The following is a 20,747-nucleotide window of genomic DNA, read 5'->3' as shown; positions in this document are numbered from 1 at the left end:
AATCCACCCGCATCTCGTTCCTGATCCAGTCCAGCACCGAGCGGTGCTGCGGCTGCCATCCCAGTTCCTTGCGCGCCCGCGCCGAGCTGACCCGGCTATTCGAACCGAAGGAATAGACCGCGTGGCCAAATCCCCATTCGTCGATTGCATCCTGCACCGGCCATGGCTGCGCCGGGCCCAGTCCAAGCCGCTCGGCAATCGCGGTCACGATCTCGGCATACGAGGCCTGACCGTTCTCGACGAAATACAACGAACCGGCGGCGGCATCCCTGAGCGCCAGCAGATACAGTTGCGCGACATCGTCGATATGCACGTTGGACCAGATGTTGAGGCCTTTGCCGACATAACGGGCGATGCCGCTGCGGCGCGCCTGCGCCACCAGCGGCGGGATCTGCACGCTGTCGGCATGCAGGCCGCTGCCGGTGCCGTAGATCATGCTGTTGCAGAGGATGACCGAACGCACATCGCGCTGGGCGGCAGCGCGTATCAGCCGGTCCAGCGCGGCGCGCGCGGCTTTCTCCGGCGCCGGAGTGTACGGCGTGTCTTCACTGAATACCTGCTGCGATGCCCATTCGCCGCGCGCGTCGTCGCCAATCACGCTGGAGCCGCTGGTATGGATGAACGCCTTGCCGGAACCGGCCAGCGCATCCAGCAGGGTCTGCACCGCAAACAGATGATCCGAACTGGCGGCGTTGATCACGGCGTCGGCCAGCCCGGCCTCACGCCGCAATGTCTCGCCATCGTCCAGGGTGCCAAGCACCGGCACTATGCCGCGCGCGGCCAGCCGCTCGGCCTGTTCCTGGGTCCGCACCAGGCCGCGTACGTCCATTCCATCCTGCATCAGGCGGGCGGCGACGGAACCGCCGATAAAACCGCCGGCTCCTGTAATGAATACCTGCATCTTGCATCCTTTTCTGACAGAGGGAAAACAGTGGTCCGATGCAGCACTATGCGCGTTTTGTTTCCTGGGAAAAATGCCTGCAACAACAAAGGATATTTGACTTAAAATCAATAACAATCGTTTGCCGTGAAAAATGCCGCGGCAGGTCCGGTCCGAAGCTGCTTACCGGATTGCCGGACCGCCGGATCACCGGCCGTCGCAACAGCATAAACCAGGATACCCATATCCACCTTCGGAGGCGCATGAGCGCTGCACCATCACAACATGCCGACCTGAACCCGCCGCCGGCCGCCAAACGCGCATACCTGGCGGACCTGGTAGCCGGGCTGTCGATCGCCGGCCTGCTGCTGCCGGAGGCGGTAGCCTATTCCAGCATCGCCAACCTGCCGCCGCAGACCGGGGTGATCGCCTTGTTCGCCGGCCTGCTCTGCTACGGCCTGTTCGGCAGCAGCCGCTTTGCCATCGTCTCCGCCACCTCCTCGTCAGCCGCGGTGCTGGCGGCGGCCACGGCATCCATGGCAAACGGCGACACCGGCCTGCGCATGACGCTGGCAATCGGGCTGGTGATGGTTACCGGGCTGTTTTTCCTGCTGGCCGGGCTGGCGCGCCTGGGCGGCATCACCGATTTCATCGCCAAACCGGTATTGCGCGGTTTTGCTTTCGGCCTGGCGCTGGTCATCATTCTCAAACAGTTCGCCGGCGTGGTCGGGGTCCATCCGGTACATACCGACATGACCCGCTTCATCCCCGAGCTGGCGGCGCAGATCGCCAGCTGGAACTGGATCAGCGTCGCCGTGATGGCGGCGGCGCTGGTGTTGCTGTATCTGTTTGCACGCCTGCGCCGGCTGCCGGGCGCGCTGCTGGTGATCGTCATCGGCGTTGCCGCCGGCCAGTGGCTGCACCTGACCCAGTACGGCGTCGGCCTGGTCGGCAGCATCCACCTGCAGCTGGCGACGCCGACGCTGCCGCTGCTGTCGCGCGCCGACTGGCTGCGCCTGGGTGAACTGGGTTTCGCCATGGGCATGATCCTGTACGCCGAATCGTATGGCGCCATCCGCAGCTTCGCCATCAAGCACGGCGACCCGGTGGCGCCCAACCGCGACCTGCTGGCGCTGGGCGCATCCAACCTGCTGTCCGGCCTGTTCCACGGCATGCCGGTCGGCGCCGGTTATTCCGCCACCTCCGCCAACGAAGCCGCCGGCGCCACCTCGCGCCTGTCGGGCTGGGTGGCGGCGCTGGTGATGCTGGCGATTGTATTGACCTTACTGCCGGCGATTGCCCTGACGCCGGAACCGGTGCTGGCGGCAATCGTGATCCACGCCGTCGGCCATACCCTCAACCCGGCCATCTTTCGCCCTTACTTCCTGTGGCGCCGCGATCGCCTGGTGGTGATCGCTTCCGTCATCGCCGTGCTGTTGCTGGGCGTGCTGGACGGCTTGCTGGCCTCGATTGCGATCAGCCTGCTGATGATGCTGCGCCAGTTTTCAGAATCGACCATCTCGGTGCTGGGCCAGCTCGGACAGGGCCACGACTATGTCAACCTGCGCACCCACCCGGAAGCGCAGGCGGTGCCCGGCGTCATGATCCTGCGCCCGAACGAGCCGCTGTTTTTCGCCAATGCCGAACGCATCCTGGGCCAGGCGCGCCAGAACATCCTGGCGGCGGCAGCGCCGGTGCATACCGTGATCCTCAGCCTGGAAGAATCGCCCGACCTGGACAGCTCCAGCCTGGAAGGCTTGCATGACTTTTTCGTTTTCGCCGGCAGCCGCGGCTTGCGCCTGTTACTGGCGCGCCTCAAGGATCCGGTCTATGACATCATGAAAAATGCAGTCGCCCCCGGCTTTCCGCTGGCGTCCCTGAGCGCGCTGAGCGTAGCGGAAGCGGTGCACCTGGCGCGAGCCGGCCAGCAGGCTGCCAACCAAATTATCGAAACCCGACCCGGAGAATGACCATGCGTGCATGCTGGAAAACATTGGCGGCCTCGCTGTGCGCCGCATTGACGATCGCTGCCGCGGCAGCAGCGGATGCGGCAGAGATTGCCTTTTCCTCTCAGCGCGATTTCACCGAAATCAGCCTGACCATCAAGGATACCTATAACGCCAACCCGGATTCGGTTGCGCTGGAAATCACGCTCAGCCAGGACGCCCAGCAGCGCATGGCCGCGGCCAGCGGCGCCGCACTGGAGCAAGACCTGACCGTGGTCATCGATGGCAAGGCGGTCAGCACTTCGCATGTGCAAAGCGTGGTCGACACCCCGCAGTTGCGGGTCGCCATGTCGAGGCAGGCCGCCATGGAGCTGTTGCCGGCCCTGCTCGGCATGAATGCCGCGGCAAATCCGCAAGGCGCACCGGCGGCGCCGGTGGTGCTGGCGGCGCCCGCGCCGGCCGACACCCATCCGCCCCTGCTCGCTGCCGCGCCATATGTCGTCCAAGCCCAGCAGGTGACGCCGCCGTCGGTTTCGGAATCACCGGCAGAAGCCGCGCCGATGCCGGCACTCACAGCGCAAGAGGCTGTCCTGGCGGCGGGCGCGCCGCCGGATCTTGCAGCGCCCCCCGCGGCAGATCCGGCGCCGGCGGATGTCGTACCAGCACTGCCACTGCCACCTCCTCCGCTGCCACCGCTGGCGATCCCTTCATGGGCGCTGGGAGCTTGGCTGCCGACCAGCGCCACGGCTTCACCCTATGCCGACATCAACCAGGGCGACCCGGTGGCGATCTACGCCAACGCCATCGACGCCATCAACTGCAACCGCGCCAGGCTGTCGATACTGGACAGCAGCAATGCACGGGTGCGGCTGCAGCTGGCTCCGGACAGCCAGTGCGTGATCTCCGGCGTCCCAGTCGACCGGCTGCAGCTTTCGCCGGCGCTGGAGCCCGGCAAGATCGCAATTTCACTTTATAGCCGGCAAGACGACATGAACGGGCCGCCATCCAAAGAGAGCATTTATCGCCGCAGATAAGCAGGCCGTTGAGTAGGCCGCCGAGTGAACCGCCAGCCGAGCCAGCAAGCGCCGTTGCGCGCGGGCACACGGCAACGGCGTTTAAGAATTTCCGATACTATAGCGAATCGATTGGCAAATTAGCAGAATGATATCGCATGCTTGAAACTCATTGCAGCTTTACGAGTCTCAGCCAGGCAGGTGACAGTCATGTGAAATACCACGGTGCTGTAGCGTCTCCGGACTTCTGATCAATTTATTCACGGCCAACATTTATGCAACGCTACACAACCCCCGCCATTGTGCTGCACTGGCTGGTCGCCATCCTTATCGTCGCCACCTTTGCCCTCGGCCTGACCATGGTCGACATCCCGGGCCTGACGCCCACCAAGCTGAAATATTTTTCCTGGCACAAATGGCTGGGCGTGACCGTGCTGGGGCTGGCCTGTGTGCGCCTGCTGTGGCGCAAGACGCAAGGCGCGCCGCCTTATCCGGACAGCATGCAGCCGTGGCAGCAGCGCGCCGCGCATGGCCTGCACATCCTCTTGTATATCCTGATTTTTGCAGTGCCGATCTCGGGCTATTTCTACAGCCTGGCCGCCGGCGTGCCGGTGACCTATCTCGGCCTGTTCCCGATGCCGGTGCTGATAGCGCCGAATCCGGACCTGAAACCGGTCCTGAAGCTGGTCCATTACACACTCAACATGATCATGCTGGGCGCGGTTTCCCTGCATGTGCTGGCGGCGCTCAAACACCATTTTATCGATCGCGACGGCGTGCTGAAACGTATGCTGCCTTGAACATACCCTTGAACATACCTCTCCATCACAAGGAATACTCCATGACCCATTTTCTGTTGCGCACCACCGCCATCGGCCTGCTCGCCCTCGGCGCCAGCCTGCCGGCCGTCGCCGCTCCCCTGAAACCCGACCTGGCCAAGAGCAGTGTCACCATCGTGTTCAAGCAAATGAACGTACCGGTGGAAGCCAAGTTCAAGCAGTTCACGGCGCAGATCGATTTCGACAGCGCCCAGCCTGCAGCCGCCAAAGCCAGCGTCGACATCGCCATCCCGAGCTTCGACCTGGGCGATCCTGAATACAATAAAGAAGTGCTGAAGAAAGAATGGTTCAATGCCGCCCAGTTCGCCAAGGCCAGTTTTGTCGCCAGCTCGATCAAAGCCAGCGCCGGCGCGCCGGCCGGCAGCAAATACGACGTCGCCGGCAAGCTGACCATCAAGGGCAAGACCACCGATGTCAGCTTCCCGCTGAGCGTCAAGAAAGAAGGCAGCGCGCAAGTCTTCGACGGCAGCCTGCCGATCAAGCGCCTCACCTACAATATCGGTGAAGGCGAGTGGAAAGACACCAGCATGGTGGCAGACGAAATCGTCATCAAGTTTCACCTCGTAGCAAACTAACAGCGTATTTTTCTCTCATCCAAAGGGTAATCAATAATGAAACTGAAACTCATCATCGCCTCTTTGCTGGCGGCCAGCGCAGCCAGTGCATTCGCGGCGGCCGACACTTACACCATCGACCCCAACCATACTTACCCGAGCTTCACCGCCGACCACATGGGCATCTCCTTCTGGCGCGGGAAATTCGAAAAGACCAGCGGCAGCGTGACGCTGGACCGGGCCGCCAAGACCGGTTCCGTCGATATCCGCATCGATGCAAGCTCGCTCGATTTCGGCCATGCCAAGATGAACGAACATGCATCCGGCCCGGACATATTCGACGTCAAGAAATACCCTGACGTGACCTACAAAGGCACTTCGGTCAAATTCGACGGCGACAAGCCGGTCGCGGTCGACGGCGAACTGACCCTGCACGGCGTCACCAAGCCGGTCACGCTGACCATCAATTCGTTCAAGTGCATCCAGCATCCGATGCTGAAACGCGAAGTCTGCGGCGCCGATGCAAGCGCCTCCTTCAACCGCAGCGACTTCGGCATCACCTACGGCTTGCCGATGTTCTCGCCGGAAGTGAAGCTGGCGATCCAGGTCGAAGGCATCAAGAGCAACTGATCCGGTTACAGCCTGCAGCTGGCATGAAGCCGAGCGGTATGTCACCGCTCGGCTTTTTTCATTTCCGGGCATGAAACGGGTAATTCATCGTCTTGCAATTTGTCGCTCTGTAATTCATCGTCTTGTAACACTGGCCCGATAAAATCCTGGCTTCGCTTTCCATTTCGCGGAGCAAGCCATGTCCTCCAGCAATCCCCCTGCTTCCAAACGCCGCAATTTCCTGCGCACCGCCGCTGCCGGCGCCGGCGTGCTGTTGACCGGTGCGCCGCTGCACATGGCCATCGCACAGAGCGGCGCGCCGGCCCTGGTTACTTCGGACCGGCTGCGGCCGCAGCTGCCCAGCGGCGTGATGAGCGGCGACATTACGCGCGACAAGGCGATTATCTGGAGCCGCGCCGACCGCCCCTCGCGTATGGTGGTGGAGTACGCCAGCAACGAAAATTTCCAGGATGCGCATACGCTGCAAGGGCCGCTGGCCCTTTCCGGCAGCGACTACTCGGCCAGGGTTGACCTTACCGGCCTGCCCAGCGGACAAACCGTCTTTTACCGCGTGCGTTTCCAGGACATCCAGAATCCGTCGGTCTACAGCGCACCGCTGAGCGGCAGCCTGCTGATCCCGGGCGGCGCCGAGCGCGATATCACCTTCGCCTTTTCCGGCGACGAGGCCGGCCAGGGCTGGGGCATCAACGAGGCCTGGGGTGGCTACCGGATCTATGAAACGATGCGCCGCTTCAAACCCGATTTTTTCATTCACTCAGGCGACCAGATCTACGCCGACGGCGTCATCGAAAAGGAAGTCAGGCTGGACGACGGCACGCTCTGGCAAAACCTGGTGACGCCGGCCAAATCCAAGGTGGCGGAAACGCTGGACGACTATCGCGGCAATTTTGCCTATAACCTGCTGGACGCCAACAAGCTCCGCTTCGCCGCGGAAGTGCCGTTCCTGGTGCAATGGGACGACCATGAGGTGCGCAACAACTGGTATCCGGGCCAGAAAATCGGCGCGGCGGAAAAGCGCTACCAGGAACGCGACCTGTCGACCCTGGCCGTCAACGCCAAGCGCGCGATGTTCGAATACAACCCGTTCCGGATCGAACCCAGCGATCCCGAGCGGATCTACCGCATGTTCAACTACGGCCCGCTGCTGGAAGTGTTCATGCTCGACGAACGCAGCTACCGCGGCGCCAACTCCAGCAACCGCCAGGGCGCCCTGACCCAGGACGCGGCTTTTCTCGGCGCCGCCCAGTTGCGCTGGATCAAGCAGGCTTTGCTGCGCTCGCGCTCGACCTGGAAAGTGATCGCCAGCGACATGCCGATTTCCATCGTGGTGCCGGACCTCAACCCGGATGTGCCGCAAGGTACGTTCGAAGCCTGGGCCAACAACGATAACGGCAAGCCGCGCGGACGCGAGCTGGAAGTAGCCGACCTGCTCAAGTTCATCAAGCAGCACGACATCAAGAACGTGGTGTGGGTCACCGCCGATGTGCACTACGCGTCGGCCACCTACTACATGCCCGAGAAAGCCAGCTTCACCGACTTCAAGCCGTTCTGGGAATTCGTCGGCGGCCCGTTGCATGCCGGCACTTTCGGTCCGGGCGAGATCGACCGCACTTTCGGCCCCGACGTGCGCTACGTCAGCATTCCTGCCGACATGAAACAGAACCGTCCTCCCAGCGAACTGCTGCAATTCTTCGGCGTCGGCAAGATCGACGCCAGGAGCAAGGTCATGACGGTATCCCTGCACGATATCGACGGCAAGGACCTGTTCAAGGTCGACCTCCATCCCGAGGTTTAGCAAACGCCCTGTTGGCCCGGCGCCAACAGGGTTTGCCGGCTTGCCCGCGCCCGGGTGAAGCGCTACCATACGGCTGACTTTGCCAACCCGTGATGCGCGCCCATGTTCCACCTGCCTCGTTCCTTGCGTCAGCTAGCCGTCTGCCTGGCCATGTTTGCAGCATTGCTGCCAAGCGTGGTGCAGCTGCTGCCGGCCGCCCATGGGCAGCCGCTGAGACTAGGCGAACTGTGCAGCACTGCCGGCCACGTCAAGGCGCCAGGTCCGGACAGCCCGGCGGCGCCAGACCAGGACCATCAAGGCCATTGCCTGCTGTGTTTCATCCATGCCGCCGACCTCGGCCTGCCGCCCAGCCCGGGTCTGTGGCAAGCCCCTGCCAGCGCCGGCGTCGACCTGGCGCCCGCTTTATCCACTCCGTACGCCAGTGTCGTCTGGCTCACTCCGCAATCGCGCGGCCCGCCTGCCTTTTCTTGATTTTGTCAGCTGACGCAAGCTTCCATGCCCGGGAGTTTGCCCTTACGCCCAACAACTTGAACAAGGAACGCCATGGCTACGCCATCACGCCGCCGCATCCGGCCAGCAGTACTGCCGCTTGCCGCGTTTTCCGTTATTGCACTGTTTCCCCATGCTGCCCTGGCTTGCGCCAGTTGCGGCTGCACGCTCAGCTCCGACTGGGACAACCTCGGTATCGGCAGTTCATCGGGGCTGAAAATGGATATCCGCTACGATTACCTGAATCAGAATCAGCTGCGCAGCGGCAGCAGCACGATTTCGCCCGGCGCCGCCAGCAGGATTTCGAATAACGGCGATCCGCAGGAAGTCGAAAAATATACCCGCAACAATTACCTGACGCTGGGCCTCGACTACAGCATCAATCCCGACTGGGGCGTCAGCCTGCAGCTACCCTACATCCTGCGCAGCCACAGCACGCTGGGCACAGCCTCGGACGGCGTTACGCCAGGCGATGGCGGCGGCCAGTACGATTCGAGGACGTCCAGCATCGGCGATCTCAAGCTCATCGGCCGCTACCAGGGTTTTACGCCGGAACACAATTTCGGCCTCATGTTCGGCCTCAAGCTGCCGACCGGCAGCCATACCGACACCGCCATGTCCAGCGATCCCGGCGCGCCAAGCCCGGTGCCTATTGATCGCGGGCTGCAGCCGGGCACCGGCACCACCGATGCCATCCTCGGCGCCTACTACATGGATACGCTCAACAAGGATTGGGATTATTTCGTCCAGGGCATAGTCCAGAAAGCGCTCAATTCCAGCGATCAGTACCGCCCCGGCGACGGCGCCAACCTGAACCTGGGCCTACGTTACATGGGCAACGCCGATTTCACGCCGCAAATCCAGCTGAATGTGCGGCGCGTGCTGCACGATACCGGCGCCGATGCCGACACCGTCAGCACCGGCGGCACCCTGGTCTATCTCAGCCCGGGAGTGACGGTGCCGGTCAGCCAGCAAATCTCTGTGTATGGTTTTGTGCAATTGCCGGTCTACCAGAAGGTCAACGGCGTACAGCTTGCTCCCCGCTATACCGCGACCCTGGGCATGCGTTACTCGCTCTAGCCTGCACGCGCGGGCCGCCAAAGGGCGGTTCGCGCTATTTCCCGGATATGAGTTAGTTCTTTATCAACGATAAACGGGTATGTATCCAGTTAATCAGATGTTGCCTTAAATGCATGAATCGGGAGGTATGCGGTAGAAATATCACAATTGTTTTCAATTGTATCGATAGTCATGTCAGCCATATCCAATCCGACGACGTTTAACACCTACCTCGGTCATATTGCCAGGTGCGGCGCACAACATTGCTTAGTCGTGCTGCGGTAGACAGATTGATACGATTGATTGATACATAAGGTGCGCCAGCTGCAAGGCCACATGAGCTTCACCAACTCCATGGAGAATAAAATGAAAGCATTGTTTATTTCAGCAGCAGTTGCAGCAGCCTTACTGACATCGGCAGCCAGCTTCGCCCAGGCTCCGGCCGCGGCGCCAGCCGGCACTACCGGCCTGTGCAAGGACGGCAGCTATTCTTCCAACGCTACCAAGAAAGGCGCTTGCTCCGGCCACAAGGGCGTAAAAGAATGGTATTCCGCCGCGCCAGCGGCCGCCGCACCTGCAGCAGCCCCGGCAGCAGCGGCCCCTGCCCCAGCCAAGGCAGCAACTCCAACGCCGGCCCCAGCTGCGGCTCCTGCCCCAGCTCCCGCTAAAGCAGCAGCTCCGGCTGCTGCGGCACCAGCCGCGATGGCGCCAGCCAAACCGGCTGCCGCAGCCACCGCTCTTGCAGCCGGCGGCGGCGCCGGCAAGGTCTGGGTCAACAGCGCCAGCAAGGTATATCACTGCGAAGGCAGCAAATACTATGGCAAGACCAAGGCCGGTTCTTACATGACGGAAGCGGAAGCCAAGGCGGCCGGCAACCATGCCAACCATGGCAAAGCCTGCGGCTGATAGCTGAGCGCAACGGGGCCTGCTGGCCCCGTTGTCGTTTCTGGCCAATGCGAATGAAAACCGGCAGTGCGGCAGCCGATAAAATTGGCTTCGGTTTTATCTATCTTTAACAATTGGGCCGCTATTTTTGATGCTTTTTACGCTACTCTTGCCGGGTAGTCTAAAGATGGTCAACTCTGAAAGGAAATCTCATGGGCTTTATCGCTTGGTTGATAGTGGGCGCGATTGCAGGATGGCTGGCAGGCGTCCTGGTCAAGGGCGGCGGCTTCGGTGTGCTGGTCGACATCATCGTTGGTATCGTCGGCGCTTTCATCGGCGGCTGGCTGGCAGGTATCCTGGGCATCCAGGTTGGCGGCGGCTGGATTGCATCGATCGTGACGGCCACTGTAGGCGCCGTGATCCTGCTGTTCATTCTGCGGCTTATCAAGCGCGCCTGAGTTGCAGCACTGATTGCAGCACTGACGTATCAAAAAAACCCGCGTAAATGCGGGTTTTTCTTTTTCCGGACGCCGACAAGCCTCTATTTAAAGTCGCAAGCCATTTGCTCCCTCAGCGGCAATGCCTGCGCACTGCGATGGCAACGGCCGAGGTAGTCGAGAAAAGACGGCGCCGGCGGTAATCCTTCACTCAATATCCGGCGCTGGTCGAAGATGTAGTTCAAGCGCGAAAAACGGCCATACAGCGTCAATGCCTTGTGCAGCATGCGGGTATTGACCGTCCCCCTCGCCGTGGCGCCGAAAGACTGCGCCATCTGCTTCAGCGCTGCTTCCGTTACACGCTCGTAAGGCCGGCCTTGGGCGCCGCCTTCCATGCCCTGCAACGCCTGCAGCAATTCGCCCACCATGCTGCTGCCGCCCGGTCCTGCCGAGATGTGATACACCGGGAAAGCCAGCGTCGGCTTCAAGGTCAGCGTCACTATCGTGCTGGCGCAATAATCGACCGGCACGATATCCAGGTAAGCGCTGGGCGGACAGACAAAACGGTTCAGCTGAGAGACCACTTTCAGCAGCCAGAAAATGCTGGCCGACGGCTTGCAGCCCAGCGACGAATGGCCAACGATGATCGAAGGCCGCACCGACACCAGCGGCAGCTCCGGGAAACGTTCCCGCAGCTGATTTTCTGCACGCGCCTTGGAGGCGGTATACGGCACCAGGTGCGCATGCTCAAGCGGCAAACGCAGTGTTTCGGTGACGATGGCGCCGCGCGCGACGCCGCACGCCATTGCGGTTCCAACATACACGAAACGGCGCAGCCTGGCCACCTCGGAGAAACGTTCCGCCAGGCGCATGGTGGCGTCGACATTGACCGTCCAGATATCCGGCCGGTCAGCAAACGAAGTGACGGCAGCGCTGTGGATGACATGGCTCACGGCATCGAGCCGCGGATCCGAGAATGCATCCGCATCGTTCAAGTCAGCGACGATGACCTGGCGCTCCAGCACCAGCGGCGGCGGCACTCCCGGCGGGGTGAAACGGGCGAGCGATTGACGCACCCGCTGTGCGCCTTCGGCTGCCGATTGCGCACGTACCAGAAAAAGCATTTCCTTGAAATTTTCAGTATCCGCGAGCGCCGCGGCAATCGCGCCGCCGACAAATCCTGTAACGCCGGTGAGGAATATGCACACCGGTCCGGATTGCGGCAGCCGCGCCCGAATATCCTGAGCCTCCTGCAGCTGTTTCGAGCGCGGGAACAAGTTAAAAACCATGTCGAGTCACCAGTCTTGGTCTGCTCAAAATGAATAATTGACGCTGGTGAATCCGCTGTAGTTGGTCTTGGCCAGGACCAGCGGGCTGTCGGCTGCTTTTTGCATATAATGCGTGGCGCCGACCATGGTGGAGACCGACCAGGTCTGGTTGAAGCTGTGGGTCCACACGACCGAGGCATTCAGTGCGTTCAGGCCCGATTCGGCCTTGTATTGCGCGTAGCCTGAGTTGCGGCTCTGGAGAGCAGTGACGCCGAAGAAAGCCTGGTTGTATTTGGCGCTGCCGAAATAGGCGGTGCCGCTGACGCTGACCTTGTCTTTCGCCAGCTGCAGCACGGTGCTGCTCAATTGCGCGCGATAGCTGATGCCGCGTTCGCGGTTGCTGAGCGGCTGCGACAGGCCGACCGAGAAGGTGGCGCTGCGGCCCAGCTTGACGCCGGCGTCGAGGTTGGCCAGCACCGAGCCCTTGATTTCGCCCATGCCCTTGAGCTTGTCGGAGCCGGGCTGCAAGCCGTCGTTGGAATCCTTGCGGCCGGCGCCGTAGCCGATGGCGGCGCTGGCGAACAGCGTGTCGCTGATATCGTGACGGTAACCGGCGCCCTGCAGGCTGTCGACGAAGAAGCCGCTGGGAGAAACGATATTCAATACCGGCACCGGCACCGCTCGATACTCGTCGCTGCCGGCATAACGCGCCGTGCCGCCGACACCAAGCCCGATTGTAATCTTGGTGTCCTGCAGCCAGGACCGCGGCTGGCTCGGCGCGACCTGCTGCGCCGCCGCCATGCGCGATGCAAGAAGGCTGCAAACGGTGACTGCGATAATTGACTTGATCTGGTGTTTCAAATTTTTCTCCGGATGGTAAAGGAAACCAGTGCACATTCTCGGCAGTCCCGTCTCGCGTGTCTGTGAGACAACGGTGGGAAAAATGTGCGAGTCCGTATCATTTATGTGTTTGTTTGTAATGGCCCCATCAGGCGCCTGGCGGCGGCGCTATCATGGAAAAAAGAGGGAAGAACGAAATGAAGAAGGTTTTACTGATCGAAGACGACGCTCGCCTTGCCGAATTGATATCGGAATACTTGTGCCGCTACGATTTCCAGGTGACGCTGGTGCTGCGCGGCGACCTGGCGCTGGACGCGATTGCCCGGGAACAGCCGGACGTGGTGGTGCTGGACCTCATGCTGCCGGGCATGGACGGCATGGACATCTGCCGCGCCATCCGCAAGACGTCGTCGCTGCCGGTGCTGATGCTGACCGCGCGCGCCGACATTTTCGACCAGGTGGCCGGCCTCGAAATCGGCGCCGACGACTACATGCTCAAGCCGGTCGAACCGCGCCTGCTGCTGGCGCGCCTGCGCGTCATCCTGCGCTGGGTGGAACTGCGCGGCCAGCCCGCGCACAGCGCGCAGCTGCAGTTCGGCCAACTGGCCATCGACCTGTCGGCGCGCCAGGTTTGCTGGAAGGGCCAGGAAGTCGATCTGAAGACAGCCGACTACAACCTGTTCGTGATCCTGGTGCAGGCCGCCGGCAAAGTCCTGAGCCGCGACGAGCTGCTCAAGCGCTGGCGCGGCATCGGCTTCGACGGCCTCGACCGCACAGTCGATGTCAGCATTTCACGCTTGCGCAAATGCTTCGACGACGACGCTAACGAACCGCGCAAGATCAAGACTGTATGGGGACGCGGATATCTGTTCAGTCCTATCGCCTGGGACGAATAATGCTAAGGATCCTGATACGCTTGTATTTAATCGTTGCCGTCCTGTCGATCCTGTCGATCATCTTCGTGCAAAGAGGTTTCCCCCATCTGTTTTCGACGCAATTCACAACCCAGATGCATCGCGAATACGTCAGCGAAGCGATGCTGCTGCGCGGATACCTGGGGCCGGTCCGGGACAGCGCCCAGCAAGCCAGGCTGGACAGCATGAACCGTCTCAACCAGCAACGCTACAGCCGCGTATCCGAAGATCAGATGCGCTCGCTGTCGGCGGCGACCCGGCAGGACCTGGCGCAATACGGCATGGCATGGAGCGGCAGAGGCGACGTCAACCGCTCCAACATCTACATCACGCTGGATGACGGCAGCCTGCTGGAAGTTCATCCGCAGACTGGCGGCTGGATAGAATGGGTTGCCTATGTGGTTATTTTCAGCGTCATGCTGGCGGCGATAGTGGTATGGCTGACGCCGCACTGGCGCGACCTGGAAAAACTGCGCATCGCCGCCGCCCGCTTCGGCGACGGCGCGCTGGATGCGCGCGCCAAGCTGTCCGAGAATTCATCGATCAAGCAGCTGTGCGCCTACTTCAACAACATGGCGGACCGCATCGGCGCCCTGATCACGGCGCAGAGGGACATGGTCAACGCCGCCTCGCACGAACTGCGCACGCCGCTGGCGCGGCTGGAGTTCGGCCTGGTCAACCTGATGGACACCACCGACGACGACAACGCTCACAAACGCATACAGGCGATGCGCAAGGACGTGGAAGAACTGGATATCCTGGTCGGCGAATTGCTGACGCTGAGCATGCTGGAACAGTCGTCGCTAGCCGAGCCCAGGGAAAAAATCATGCTGGAAGATTTCCTGCGCTCCGCCACCGGCATCACCAGCGAAGAACTGGCCCTGCGCCGCAACACCATCAGCTGGCATATCGACCCCACGCTGAAAGAGATCGTCACCGAGCCGCGCAGCCTGGGCCGCGCCTTCTCCAACCTGGTGCGCAATGCATCGCGCTATGCCCGCAGCACCATCAGGGTGCGCGCGGAGCCCGGCGTCGATAGCTGGATGCTGATTGTCGAAGACGACGGCGTCGGCATCCCCGAGCAAGAACGCGAGCGGATTTTCGAACCGTTTTACCGGCTCGACCGCAGCCGCGACCGCGCCACCGGCGGCTACGGCCTGGGCCTGGCGATCGTCAAGAAGATCGCCGACCGGCTGGGCGGCACGGTCCGTGTCGGCAGCTCGGAGCTGGGCGGCGCGATGTTTGTATTGCGTTTTCCACTGCTGAATCTGGGGCGGCAAGCGCAGGCTCAGTTGCCAGCCTAGTTGCAAGCGTGGTTGTTAGGTCGGTAGCTCGCACCTATCACCTTTACTTATTCCAAATAAGACAAACTGACAGCCACGCACGCAGGGGAAGCACTAAACACGCCGGGCGCATCGGGAAATCATTTTTGCTTTTTTTATTCATACTATTTCCCTAGCGAATCAGCGTGGCGCGCGCTAGAATCCCAAGACCAATTTTGGGAGGATTTCATCTGTGATGTGTACTACCCGTCGTTTCACATTAGCCGCTCTCGCCCTTGGCATTGCATCGTTCAACGCCGCAGCGGCGACCCCGAACGATTCCGCGCCGCTGGGAAAACTGCCGCGCTGGGCCCAGCCGCTGGCCTATCAGCTCGACTTGCGCGTCGATCCGCAACAGTCCGACTATAGCGGCAGCGCCACCATCGACATCGACCTGAAACAAGCCGCCGATCACTTGTGGCTGCACGGCCAGGATCTCAACGTCAGCAAGGTCACGCTGACCGACAAGCGGAAAAAAACCTACGCTGCGCAATACAAGGTAGCCGCGCAAAAAGAAGGCGTGGCGGCGATCGAGTTCGGCCAGACGCTGCCGGCCGGACGCTACAGCGTCACGCTGGAATACAGCGCGCCGTTCAATCAACAGCTGGAAGGCGTGTACAAGGTCAGCAGCCAGGGCGCGCCTTACGTCATCACGCAGATGGAAGCGATCAGCGCACGCTACGCTTTCCCCGGTTTCGATGAACCTGCTTTCAAGACGCCGTTCACGCTCAGCCTGACCGTGCCGGAAAACCAGGTTGCCGTCGCCAACACCCGCCAGGTCGGAGAACAGAAACTCGACAAAGGCTGGCACAAGCTCAGCTTTGCCCCGACCAGGCCGTTGCCGACTTACCTGGTGGCGTTCGCCGTCGGCCCGTGGGATGTGGTCAACGGACCGGAAATTCCGGCAACCAAATGGCGCCCCCAGGCAACGCCGCTGCGCGGCATAGCGCCGCACGGCGAAGGCGAGCGCATCAAGCCTGCGCTGGCGCAGACGCCGGCAATCATCACTGCGCTGGAAGATTATTTCGGCTTCGGCTACCCGTTCGACAAGGTCGACCTGCTGGCGGCGCCTGACTTTGCCGCCGGCGCCATGGAAAACCCGGGTCTGGTGACTTTCCGCGATTACCTGATGCTGCTCGACGCCAACTCGCCGGCGCACAACGTGCGCGGCTCGTTCAATGTCACGGCCCATGAACTGGCGCACCAATGGTTCGGCGACACCGTCACCATGCCATGGTGGGACGACCTGTGGCTCAATGAAGCGTTCGCTACCTGGATGCAAAGCAAGATCACGCGCCAGCTGCACCCAGAATACCGCGCCGACCTGGAACTGATCAGCGGCGCCAGCTATGCGATGCAAAGCGACAGCCTGGTCAGCGTGCGCCGCATCCGCCAGCCGATCACCGGCAACGGCGATATCGAGACGGCGTTCGACGGCATCACCTACCAGAAAGGCGCCGCCGTATTGAACATGTTCGAACGCTACCTCGGCGCGGAAACCTTCCGCCAGGGCGTGCGCGCGTATATCAAGCAGCACCAGTTCTCCAGCGCCACCGCGGACGACCTGGTGGCGGCGCTGGCCAAGGCTTCCGGCAAGGACCAGCGTTTTGCGAAAGCGATGCAAAGCTTCCTCGACCAGTCCGGCGTGCCGCTGGTCGACACCAGCCTCAGCTGGGAAGACGGCAAGGCCGTGCTGCACCTGAAACAGCAGCGCTACCTGCCGCTCGGTTCGACCGGCGAAGCCAAGCGCCTGTGGGGCATTCCGGTATGCGTACGCTATGGCGTCGCCGACGGCGCCGCCAAGACCCAATGCGAACTGCTGGACCAGGAACAAGGCAAGATGGTGCTGCAAGGCGCATCCGCCAGCAGCTGGTATATGCCGAATGCGGATGCCGCCGGCTACTACCGCTTCAACATGGCGCGTGACGACCTGGCGCGCCTGACCGCCAGCCTCGGCCAATTGCCGGATACTGAACAGCTGGCCTACGCCGATGCCGTCAACGCCGGTTTCGACAGCGGCGCCCTGGATGCCGCCGCCGTGCTGGCCGCGGCTCCGCGCCTGGCGCAGTCAAACACGCGCGAAGTGGCGACAGCGCTGATCCCGACGCTCAAATGGCTGTCCAGGCACGAAGCCCGCAACCCGGCCCAGCAGGCACGCCTGGTTGAACTGGCGCGCCAGATGTACCTGCCGCGCCTGCAGCAGCTCGGTTACCAGCGCCGCGCCAATGAAAGCCAGGACGATGCGCTGCTGCGCGCCTCGCTGGCGAATTTCCTGGCGCTCGACATGAAACTGCCGGAAGTACGCCAGGCCCTGCTGGCGCAAGGCAAACAAGCGCTGCAGCCGAATGCCGACGGCCAGCTCAAGCTGGCGGCAGCCAATCCTGACCTGCTGCGTTCGGTGCTGGCGGTCAGCACGCAGGATAGCGGCGACAGCGCCATCGACGTCTTGATCAAGGCGCTCGGCAGCACCAGCGAACCGGCGCAACGCATGGCGATCCTGACCGGCCTGGGTTCCGCCACGGCCGCCGGCAGCGCCGAACGCGCCCGCAACCTGGCGCTCGATCCGCGCGTCAAGGTCGGCGAAATCAGCACCCTGCTGTACGCCAGCCGGGAAGACGGCGAAGGCCGCGACGCCATGTGGACATGGTTTACCGCCAACCATGCACAGCTGATCAAGCGCAGCGGCGATTCGTCCGGCGGCAAGCTGCCTGGGCTGGTGGCCGGCGACAGCTGTTCGCAGCGCGAAGCGGACCGCCTGACGACCTTCTTCCAGCCTTTGCTGAAACAGTTGCCTGGCGCCGAACGCGGCCTGGCGCAGACCCGTGAAAAAGCCCTGCTGTGCACCGCTTTGCGCGACAAACAGGATCCGGAGGCAATCCTGCATTGATCCCGGCCTGAGCAAACGCCTGCATTTTGGCGTATAAGCTGAGCTTTGATCCTGCGTTAACCCGATTTTTAGAATGCCTTACAAGGCTGTTTTTTCCGATGACTTCTCATAAGGATTATTTACTCGTGAAACGATCTCTGATTTGTGCAGCAGTGCTGACACTGGTTGCAGGCTATACCAGCTCCACCGCCAGTTTTGCCCAGACCCCACGCACCGTGGCTGCCGCCATCGTTGCGCCAGCGTCGCCGCTGGCCAGCGGCATCGACATGCAGAACGCCGACCTGGCGGTACGCCCCCAGGACGACTTCTATAGCTATGTCAACGGCAACTGGCTCAAGAAAACCGAAATCCCCGCCGACAAATCGTCGTGGGGCGCGTTCTACGAGCTGCGTGAAAACTCCCTGAACCAGCTGCACACCATCGTCGATGCGGTCAGCGCGGAGAAGAACATCACGCCCGGCTCCAACCAGCAGAAAATCGCCGACCTGTACGCCAGCTACATGGATGAGCCGGCGCTGGAAACACTCGGCGCCAAGCCGCTGGATGCCGAGTTCGCCAAAGTCGATGCTCTGAAGGACAAGAAACAGATCCCTGGCCTGATCGCCCACCTGAACAGCATCGGCGTCAATGCGCCGTATGACATCGGCATCCACCAGGACGCCAAGGATTCCAGCAAGGTGATCGCCGACCTCGGCCAAAATGGCCTCGGCCTGCCGGACCGCGACTATTACCTGAAAGCCGACGACGCCAAGCTGAAAGACACGCTGGCCAAGTACCGCGCGCATATCGAAACCATGCTGACGCTGTCCGGCGACAAGGCCGCGAAGAAAAATGCCGCCAGCATCGTCGCCCTGGAAACCGAACTGGCCAAGGTGCAATGGACCAAGGTCGAGAACCGCGATCCGGTCAAGACCTACAACCGGGTCGAACTGGCGCAGCTGCATGCACTGGCTCCGCATTACGAGTGGGACGGCTACCTGTCCGGCGCCGGCCTGAAAGACAAGGTGACCTACCTGGTGGTCAGCCAGCCTAGCTATATCAAGGGCTTCGACAAGATCCTGGAAAAGACCCCGCTGCCAGTCTGGAAAGCGTATTTCAAATGGCATGTGCTGAGCAGCTTCGCTTCTGACCTGTCGAAGCAGTATGTCGACCAGAACTTCGCCTTCAAGGGCACCGTGCTGCGCGGCGTGCCGGAAAACGAGCCACGCTGGAAGCGCGGCATCAATGTGGTCGAAGCCAGCGTCGGCGAAGGCCTGGGCCAGCTCTACGTGCAGCAGTTCTTCCCGCCTGAAAATAAAGCGCGCATGGAAAAGCTGGTGGCCAACCTGATCGCCGCCTACAACCACAGCATCGACGGCCTCGACTGGATGGGCGCCGACACCAAGAAGCAGGCGCAAAAGAAACTGTCGACGCTGATGCTGAAGATCGGCTATCCCGACAAATGGCGCGATTATTCAGCCCTGAGCATCAAGCGCGACGACCTGGTCGGCAACGTGATCCGCGCCCGCGAGTTTGAATTCAAGCGCAACATCGACAAGCTCGGCAAACCGGTCGACCGCACCGAATGGGGCATGACGCCGCAAACCGTGAACGCCTACTACAACCCGGAGTTCAACGAAATCGTGTTCCCGGCGGCGATCCTGCAACCGCCGTTCTTCAACGCCAACGCTGACGACGCAGTCAACTACGGTGGCATCGGCGCGGTGATTGGCCATGAAATCAGTCACGGTTTCGACGATCAGGGCAGCCAGTACGACGAAATCGGCAACCTGCGCGACTGGTGGACCAAGGAAGACCATGAGAAATTCTCGGTCAAGACCAAGGCCCTGGTGGCGCAATACGGCGCCTACAGCCCGGTTCCCGGCTACAAGGTCAACGGCGAGCTGACCCTGGGTGAAAACATCGCGGACAACTCCGGCCTGACCATCGCCTACAAGGCTTACCACCTGTCCCTGGACGGCAAGACGCCGCCGGTGATCGACGGCCTCACCGGCGACCAGCGCTTGTACATGGGCTGGGCCCAGGTATGGCGCGGCAAGGTGCGCGACGCCCAGGCTATCGTGTATGTAAAAACCGATCCGCACTCGCCGCCACGCTTCCGCGGCAACGGCACGCTGGGCAACCAGCCTGGTTTCTACAGCGCGTTCGACGTCAAGCCGGGCGACAAGATGTACCTGCCGCCGGAGCAACGCGTCCTGATGTGGTAACACCGCAGTCATTGCTGCGATCCGGAAGCCACCGACTCTGTCGGTGGCTTTTTTTATTGGCGGCCAGAGCAGGCGCCGGATCCGCGCTTAGACGGGGTTGCCCAGACGGGGTCGCCTAGACGGGGTCGCCTAGACAAGATAGTTGTTGCGAACCCGTTCGACATCGATCTCGAGCACCTGGCGCAGGTAACGCTCCATGCCGCCATATTCTTCATCGATCACCGCCAGCGCCGCATCCAGGTAAGCCGCCTCGACCGTCATCAGCGGTGCGATCAGCTGCGGCGGCAACTCAACCTTGAACACCTGCGCCAGCACCTGCGGGTTGGCCATGGCGTTGTGGCGGTTCGATTCCAGGTAATTGGCGATGATGGCCGCGTGGCCGACGCCCAGCGCGGACAACAGCAAGGCGCTGGCAAACCCGGTGCGGTCCTTGCCGGCCGTGCAGTGGTAGAGCATGGTCTGGTTCTGTTCCGCGCGCTGCAGGAAACGCTTGAACTGCGACTGGTAGCGTACCGGGAAGGCGCGGTAAAAATCGATCATGAACTGCCGGCTGCTGTCCGGATCGCCGCTCTTCAGTATCGGCAGCAGTATTTCCTGCGACAGGTTGCCGACCATGACCGGATCGGCGATCCAGTTGAAAGAGGAGGCAAACGCCGTCTCCGCTGAATGTTTTTCGGTCTCGGTGCGGAAGTCCAGCACCACGTCCAGCCGGTAGTCCTTGAGTTTGCTTATATCGGCCGCCGACGCCATGCCCGGATTGGCGCCGCGCAGCAGTCGTCCGG

The 20,747-nt window shown here is 61.8% G+C and carries 18 protein-coding genes; 14 read left to right on the top strand and 4 right to left on the bottom strand.

The genetic code is table 11. The features are described 5' to 3' along the window. The coding region (locus tag JWQ61_RS19385) for an NAD-dependent epimerase/dehydratase family protein (protein ID WP_304361940.1) at positions 1-901 on the bottom strand (901 nt) is incomplete at its 3' end. Positions 902-1,143: 242 nt separating this feature from the next. Here JWQ61_RS19385 and JWQ61_RS19380 point away from each other — a divergent pair. From JWQ61_RS19380 to JWQ61_RS19335, 10 genes are all read left to right on the top strand, one after another. Then, a complete protein-coding gene (locus JWQ61_RS19380) occupies positions 1,144-2,850 on the top strand; it encodes a SulP family inorganic anion transporter (RefSeq protein ID WP_304361939.1) in 1,707 nt (568 codons plus the stop codon). A 2-nt stretch (positions 2,851-2,852) separates the two neighbouring features. After that, positions 2,853-3,860 (top strand): hypothetical protein, encoded by a 1,008-nt coding sequence (locus JWQ61_RS19375; RefSeq protein ID WP_304361938.1) that lies wholly within the window; start codon positions 2,853-2,855, stop codon positions 3,858-3,860. 254 nt (positions 3,861-4,114) lie between these two features. Then, complete coding sequence (locus JWQ61_RS19370) at positions 4,115-4,639, top strand: cytochrome b (protein ID WP_014007621.1); 525 nt, start codon at positions 4,115-4,117, stop codon at positions 4,637-4,639. Positions 4,640-4,680: 41 nt separating this feature from the next. Continuing rightward, complete coding sequence (locus JWQ61_RS19365; protein ID WP_304361937.1) at positions 4,681-5,253, top strand: YceI family protein; 573 nt, start codon at positions 4,681-4,683, stop codon at positions 5,251-5,253. Between the two features lie 36 nt (positions 5,254-5,289). Then, a complete protein-coding gene (locus JWQ61_RS19360) occupies positions 5,290-5,862 on the top strand; it encodes a YceI family protein (RefSeq protein ID WP_304361936.1) in 573 nt (190 codons plus the stop codon). 178 nt (positions 5,863-6,040) lie between these two features. Further along, positions 6,041-7,657, top strand: coding sequence for an alkaline phosphatase (locus tag JWQ61_RS19355; RefSeq protein WP_304361935.1), 1,617 nt, complete (start codon positions 6,041-6,043; stop codon positions 7,655-7,657). Between the two features lie 102 nt (positions 7,658-7,759). Next, positions 7,760-8,128: a DUF2946 family protein gene (locus tag JWQ61_RS19350; RefSeq protein ID WP_304361934.1), complete on the top strand. Its 369-nt coding sequence runs from the start codon at positions 7,760-7,762 to the stop codon at positions 8,126-8,128. A gap of 72 nt (positions 8,129-8,200) precedes the next feature. Beyond that, the gene (locus JWQ61_RS19345) at positions 8,201-9,226 is read left to right on the top strand and encodes a TonB-dependent receptor (protein WP_304361933.1); all 1,026 of its coding nucleotides are present in this window, start codon (positions 8,201-8,203) and stop codon (positions 9,224-9,226) included. 345 nt (positions 9,227-9,571) lie between these two features. Then, on the top strand, positions 9,572-10,111 hold the full coding sequence (locus tag JWQ61_RS19340) for a DUF3761 domain-containing protein (RefSeq protein ID WP_304361932.1): 540 nt from the start codon (positions 9,572-9,574) through the stop codon (positions 10,109-10,111). Positions 10,112-10,302: 191 nt separating this feature from the next. Further along, positions 10,303-10,548 carry a GlsB/YeaQ/YmgE family stress response membrane protein gene (locus tag JWQ61_RS19335; RefSeq protein ID WP_014007628.1) on the top strand — a complete coding sequence of 82 codons (246 nt, stop codon included), beginning with the start codon at positions 10,303-10,305 and terminating at the stop codon, positions 10,546-10,548. 83 nt (positions 10,549-10,631) lie between these two features. Here the strand turns inward: JWQ61_RS19335 and JWQ61_RS19330 are convergent, their stop codons facing one another. Together JWQ61_RS19330 and JWQ61_RS19325 are read right to left on the bottom strand one after the other, a co-directional pair. Then, a complete protein-coding gene (locus tag JWQ61_RS19330) occupies positions 10,632-11,816 on the bottom strand; it encodes an SDR family oxidoreductase (protein ID WP_304361931.1) in 1,185 nt (394 codons plus the stop codon). 24 nt (positions 11,817-11,840) lie between these two features. Next, positions 11,841-12,656 (bottom strand): MipA/OmpV family protein, encoded by an 816-nt coding sequence (locus JWQ61_RS19325; protein ID WP_304361930.1) that lies wholly within the window; start codon positions 12,654-12,656, stop codon positions 11,841-11,843. Positions 12,657-12,832: 176 nt separating this feature from the next. Between JWQ61_RS19325 and JWQ61_RS19320 the strand changes: the two genes are divergently transcribed. The 4 genes from JWQ61_RS19320 to JWQ61_RS19305 all read left to right on the top strand — a co-directional run bounded on the left by JWQ61_RS19320 (position 12,833) and on the right by JWQ61_RS19305 (position 19,965). Then, a complete protein-coding gene (locus JWQ61_RS19320; RefSeq protein ID WP_304361929.1) occupies positions 12,833-13,531 on the top strand; it encodes a response regulator in 699 nt (232 codons plus the stop codon). Positions 13,532-13,551: 20 nt separating this feature from the next. After that, complete coding sequence (locus tag JWQ61_RS19315; protein WP_304361928.1) at positions 13,552-14,853, top strand: ATP-binding protein; 1,302 nt, start codon at positions 13,552-13,554, stop codon at positions 14,851-14,853. Positions 14,854-15,067: 214 nt separating this feature from the next. Then, positions 15,068-17,758: a M1 family metallopeptidase gene (locus JWQ61_RS19310; protein ID WP_304361927.1), complete on the top strand. Its 2,691-nt coding sequence runs from the start codon at positions 15,068-15,070 to the stop codon at positions 17,756-17,758. A 125-nt stretch (positions 17,759-17,883) separates the two neighbouring features. Next, positions 17,884-19,965 (top strand): M13 family metallopeptidase, encoded by a 2,082-nt coding sequence (locus JWQ61_RS19305; protein WP_304361926.1) that lies wholly within the window; start codon positions 17,884-17,886, stop codon positions 19,963-19,965. A gap of 129 nt (positions 19,966-20,094) precedes the next feature. Here JWQ61_RS19305 and JWQ61_RS19300 read toward each other — a convergent pair. Then, positions 20,095-20,747 (bottom strand): tyrosine-protein phosphatase (locus JWQ61_RS19300; protein WP_304361925.1); only part of this gene is annotated, 653 nt, incomplete at its 5' end.

This window comes from Collimonas fungivorans, assembly GCF_028292705.1.
Taxonomy (GTDB): domain Bacteria; phylum Pseudomonadota; class Gammaproteobacteria; order Burkholderiales; family Burkholderiaceae_D; genus Collimonas; species Collimonas fungivorans_B.
Note: the sequence above shows the minus strand (reverse complement) of the source record. Positions and strands in the feature narration are given on the sequence as shown.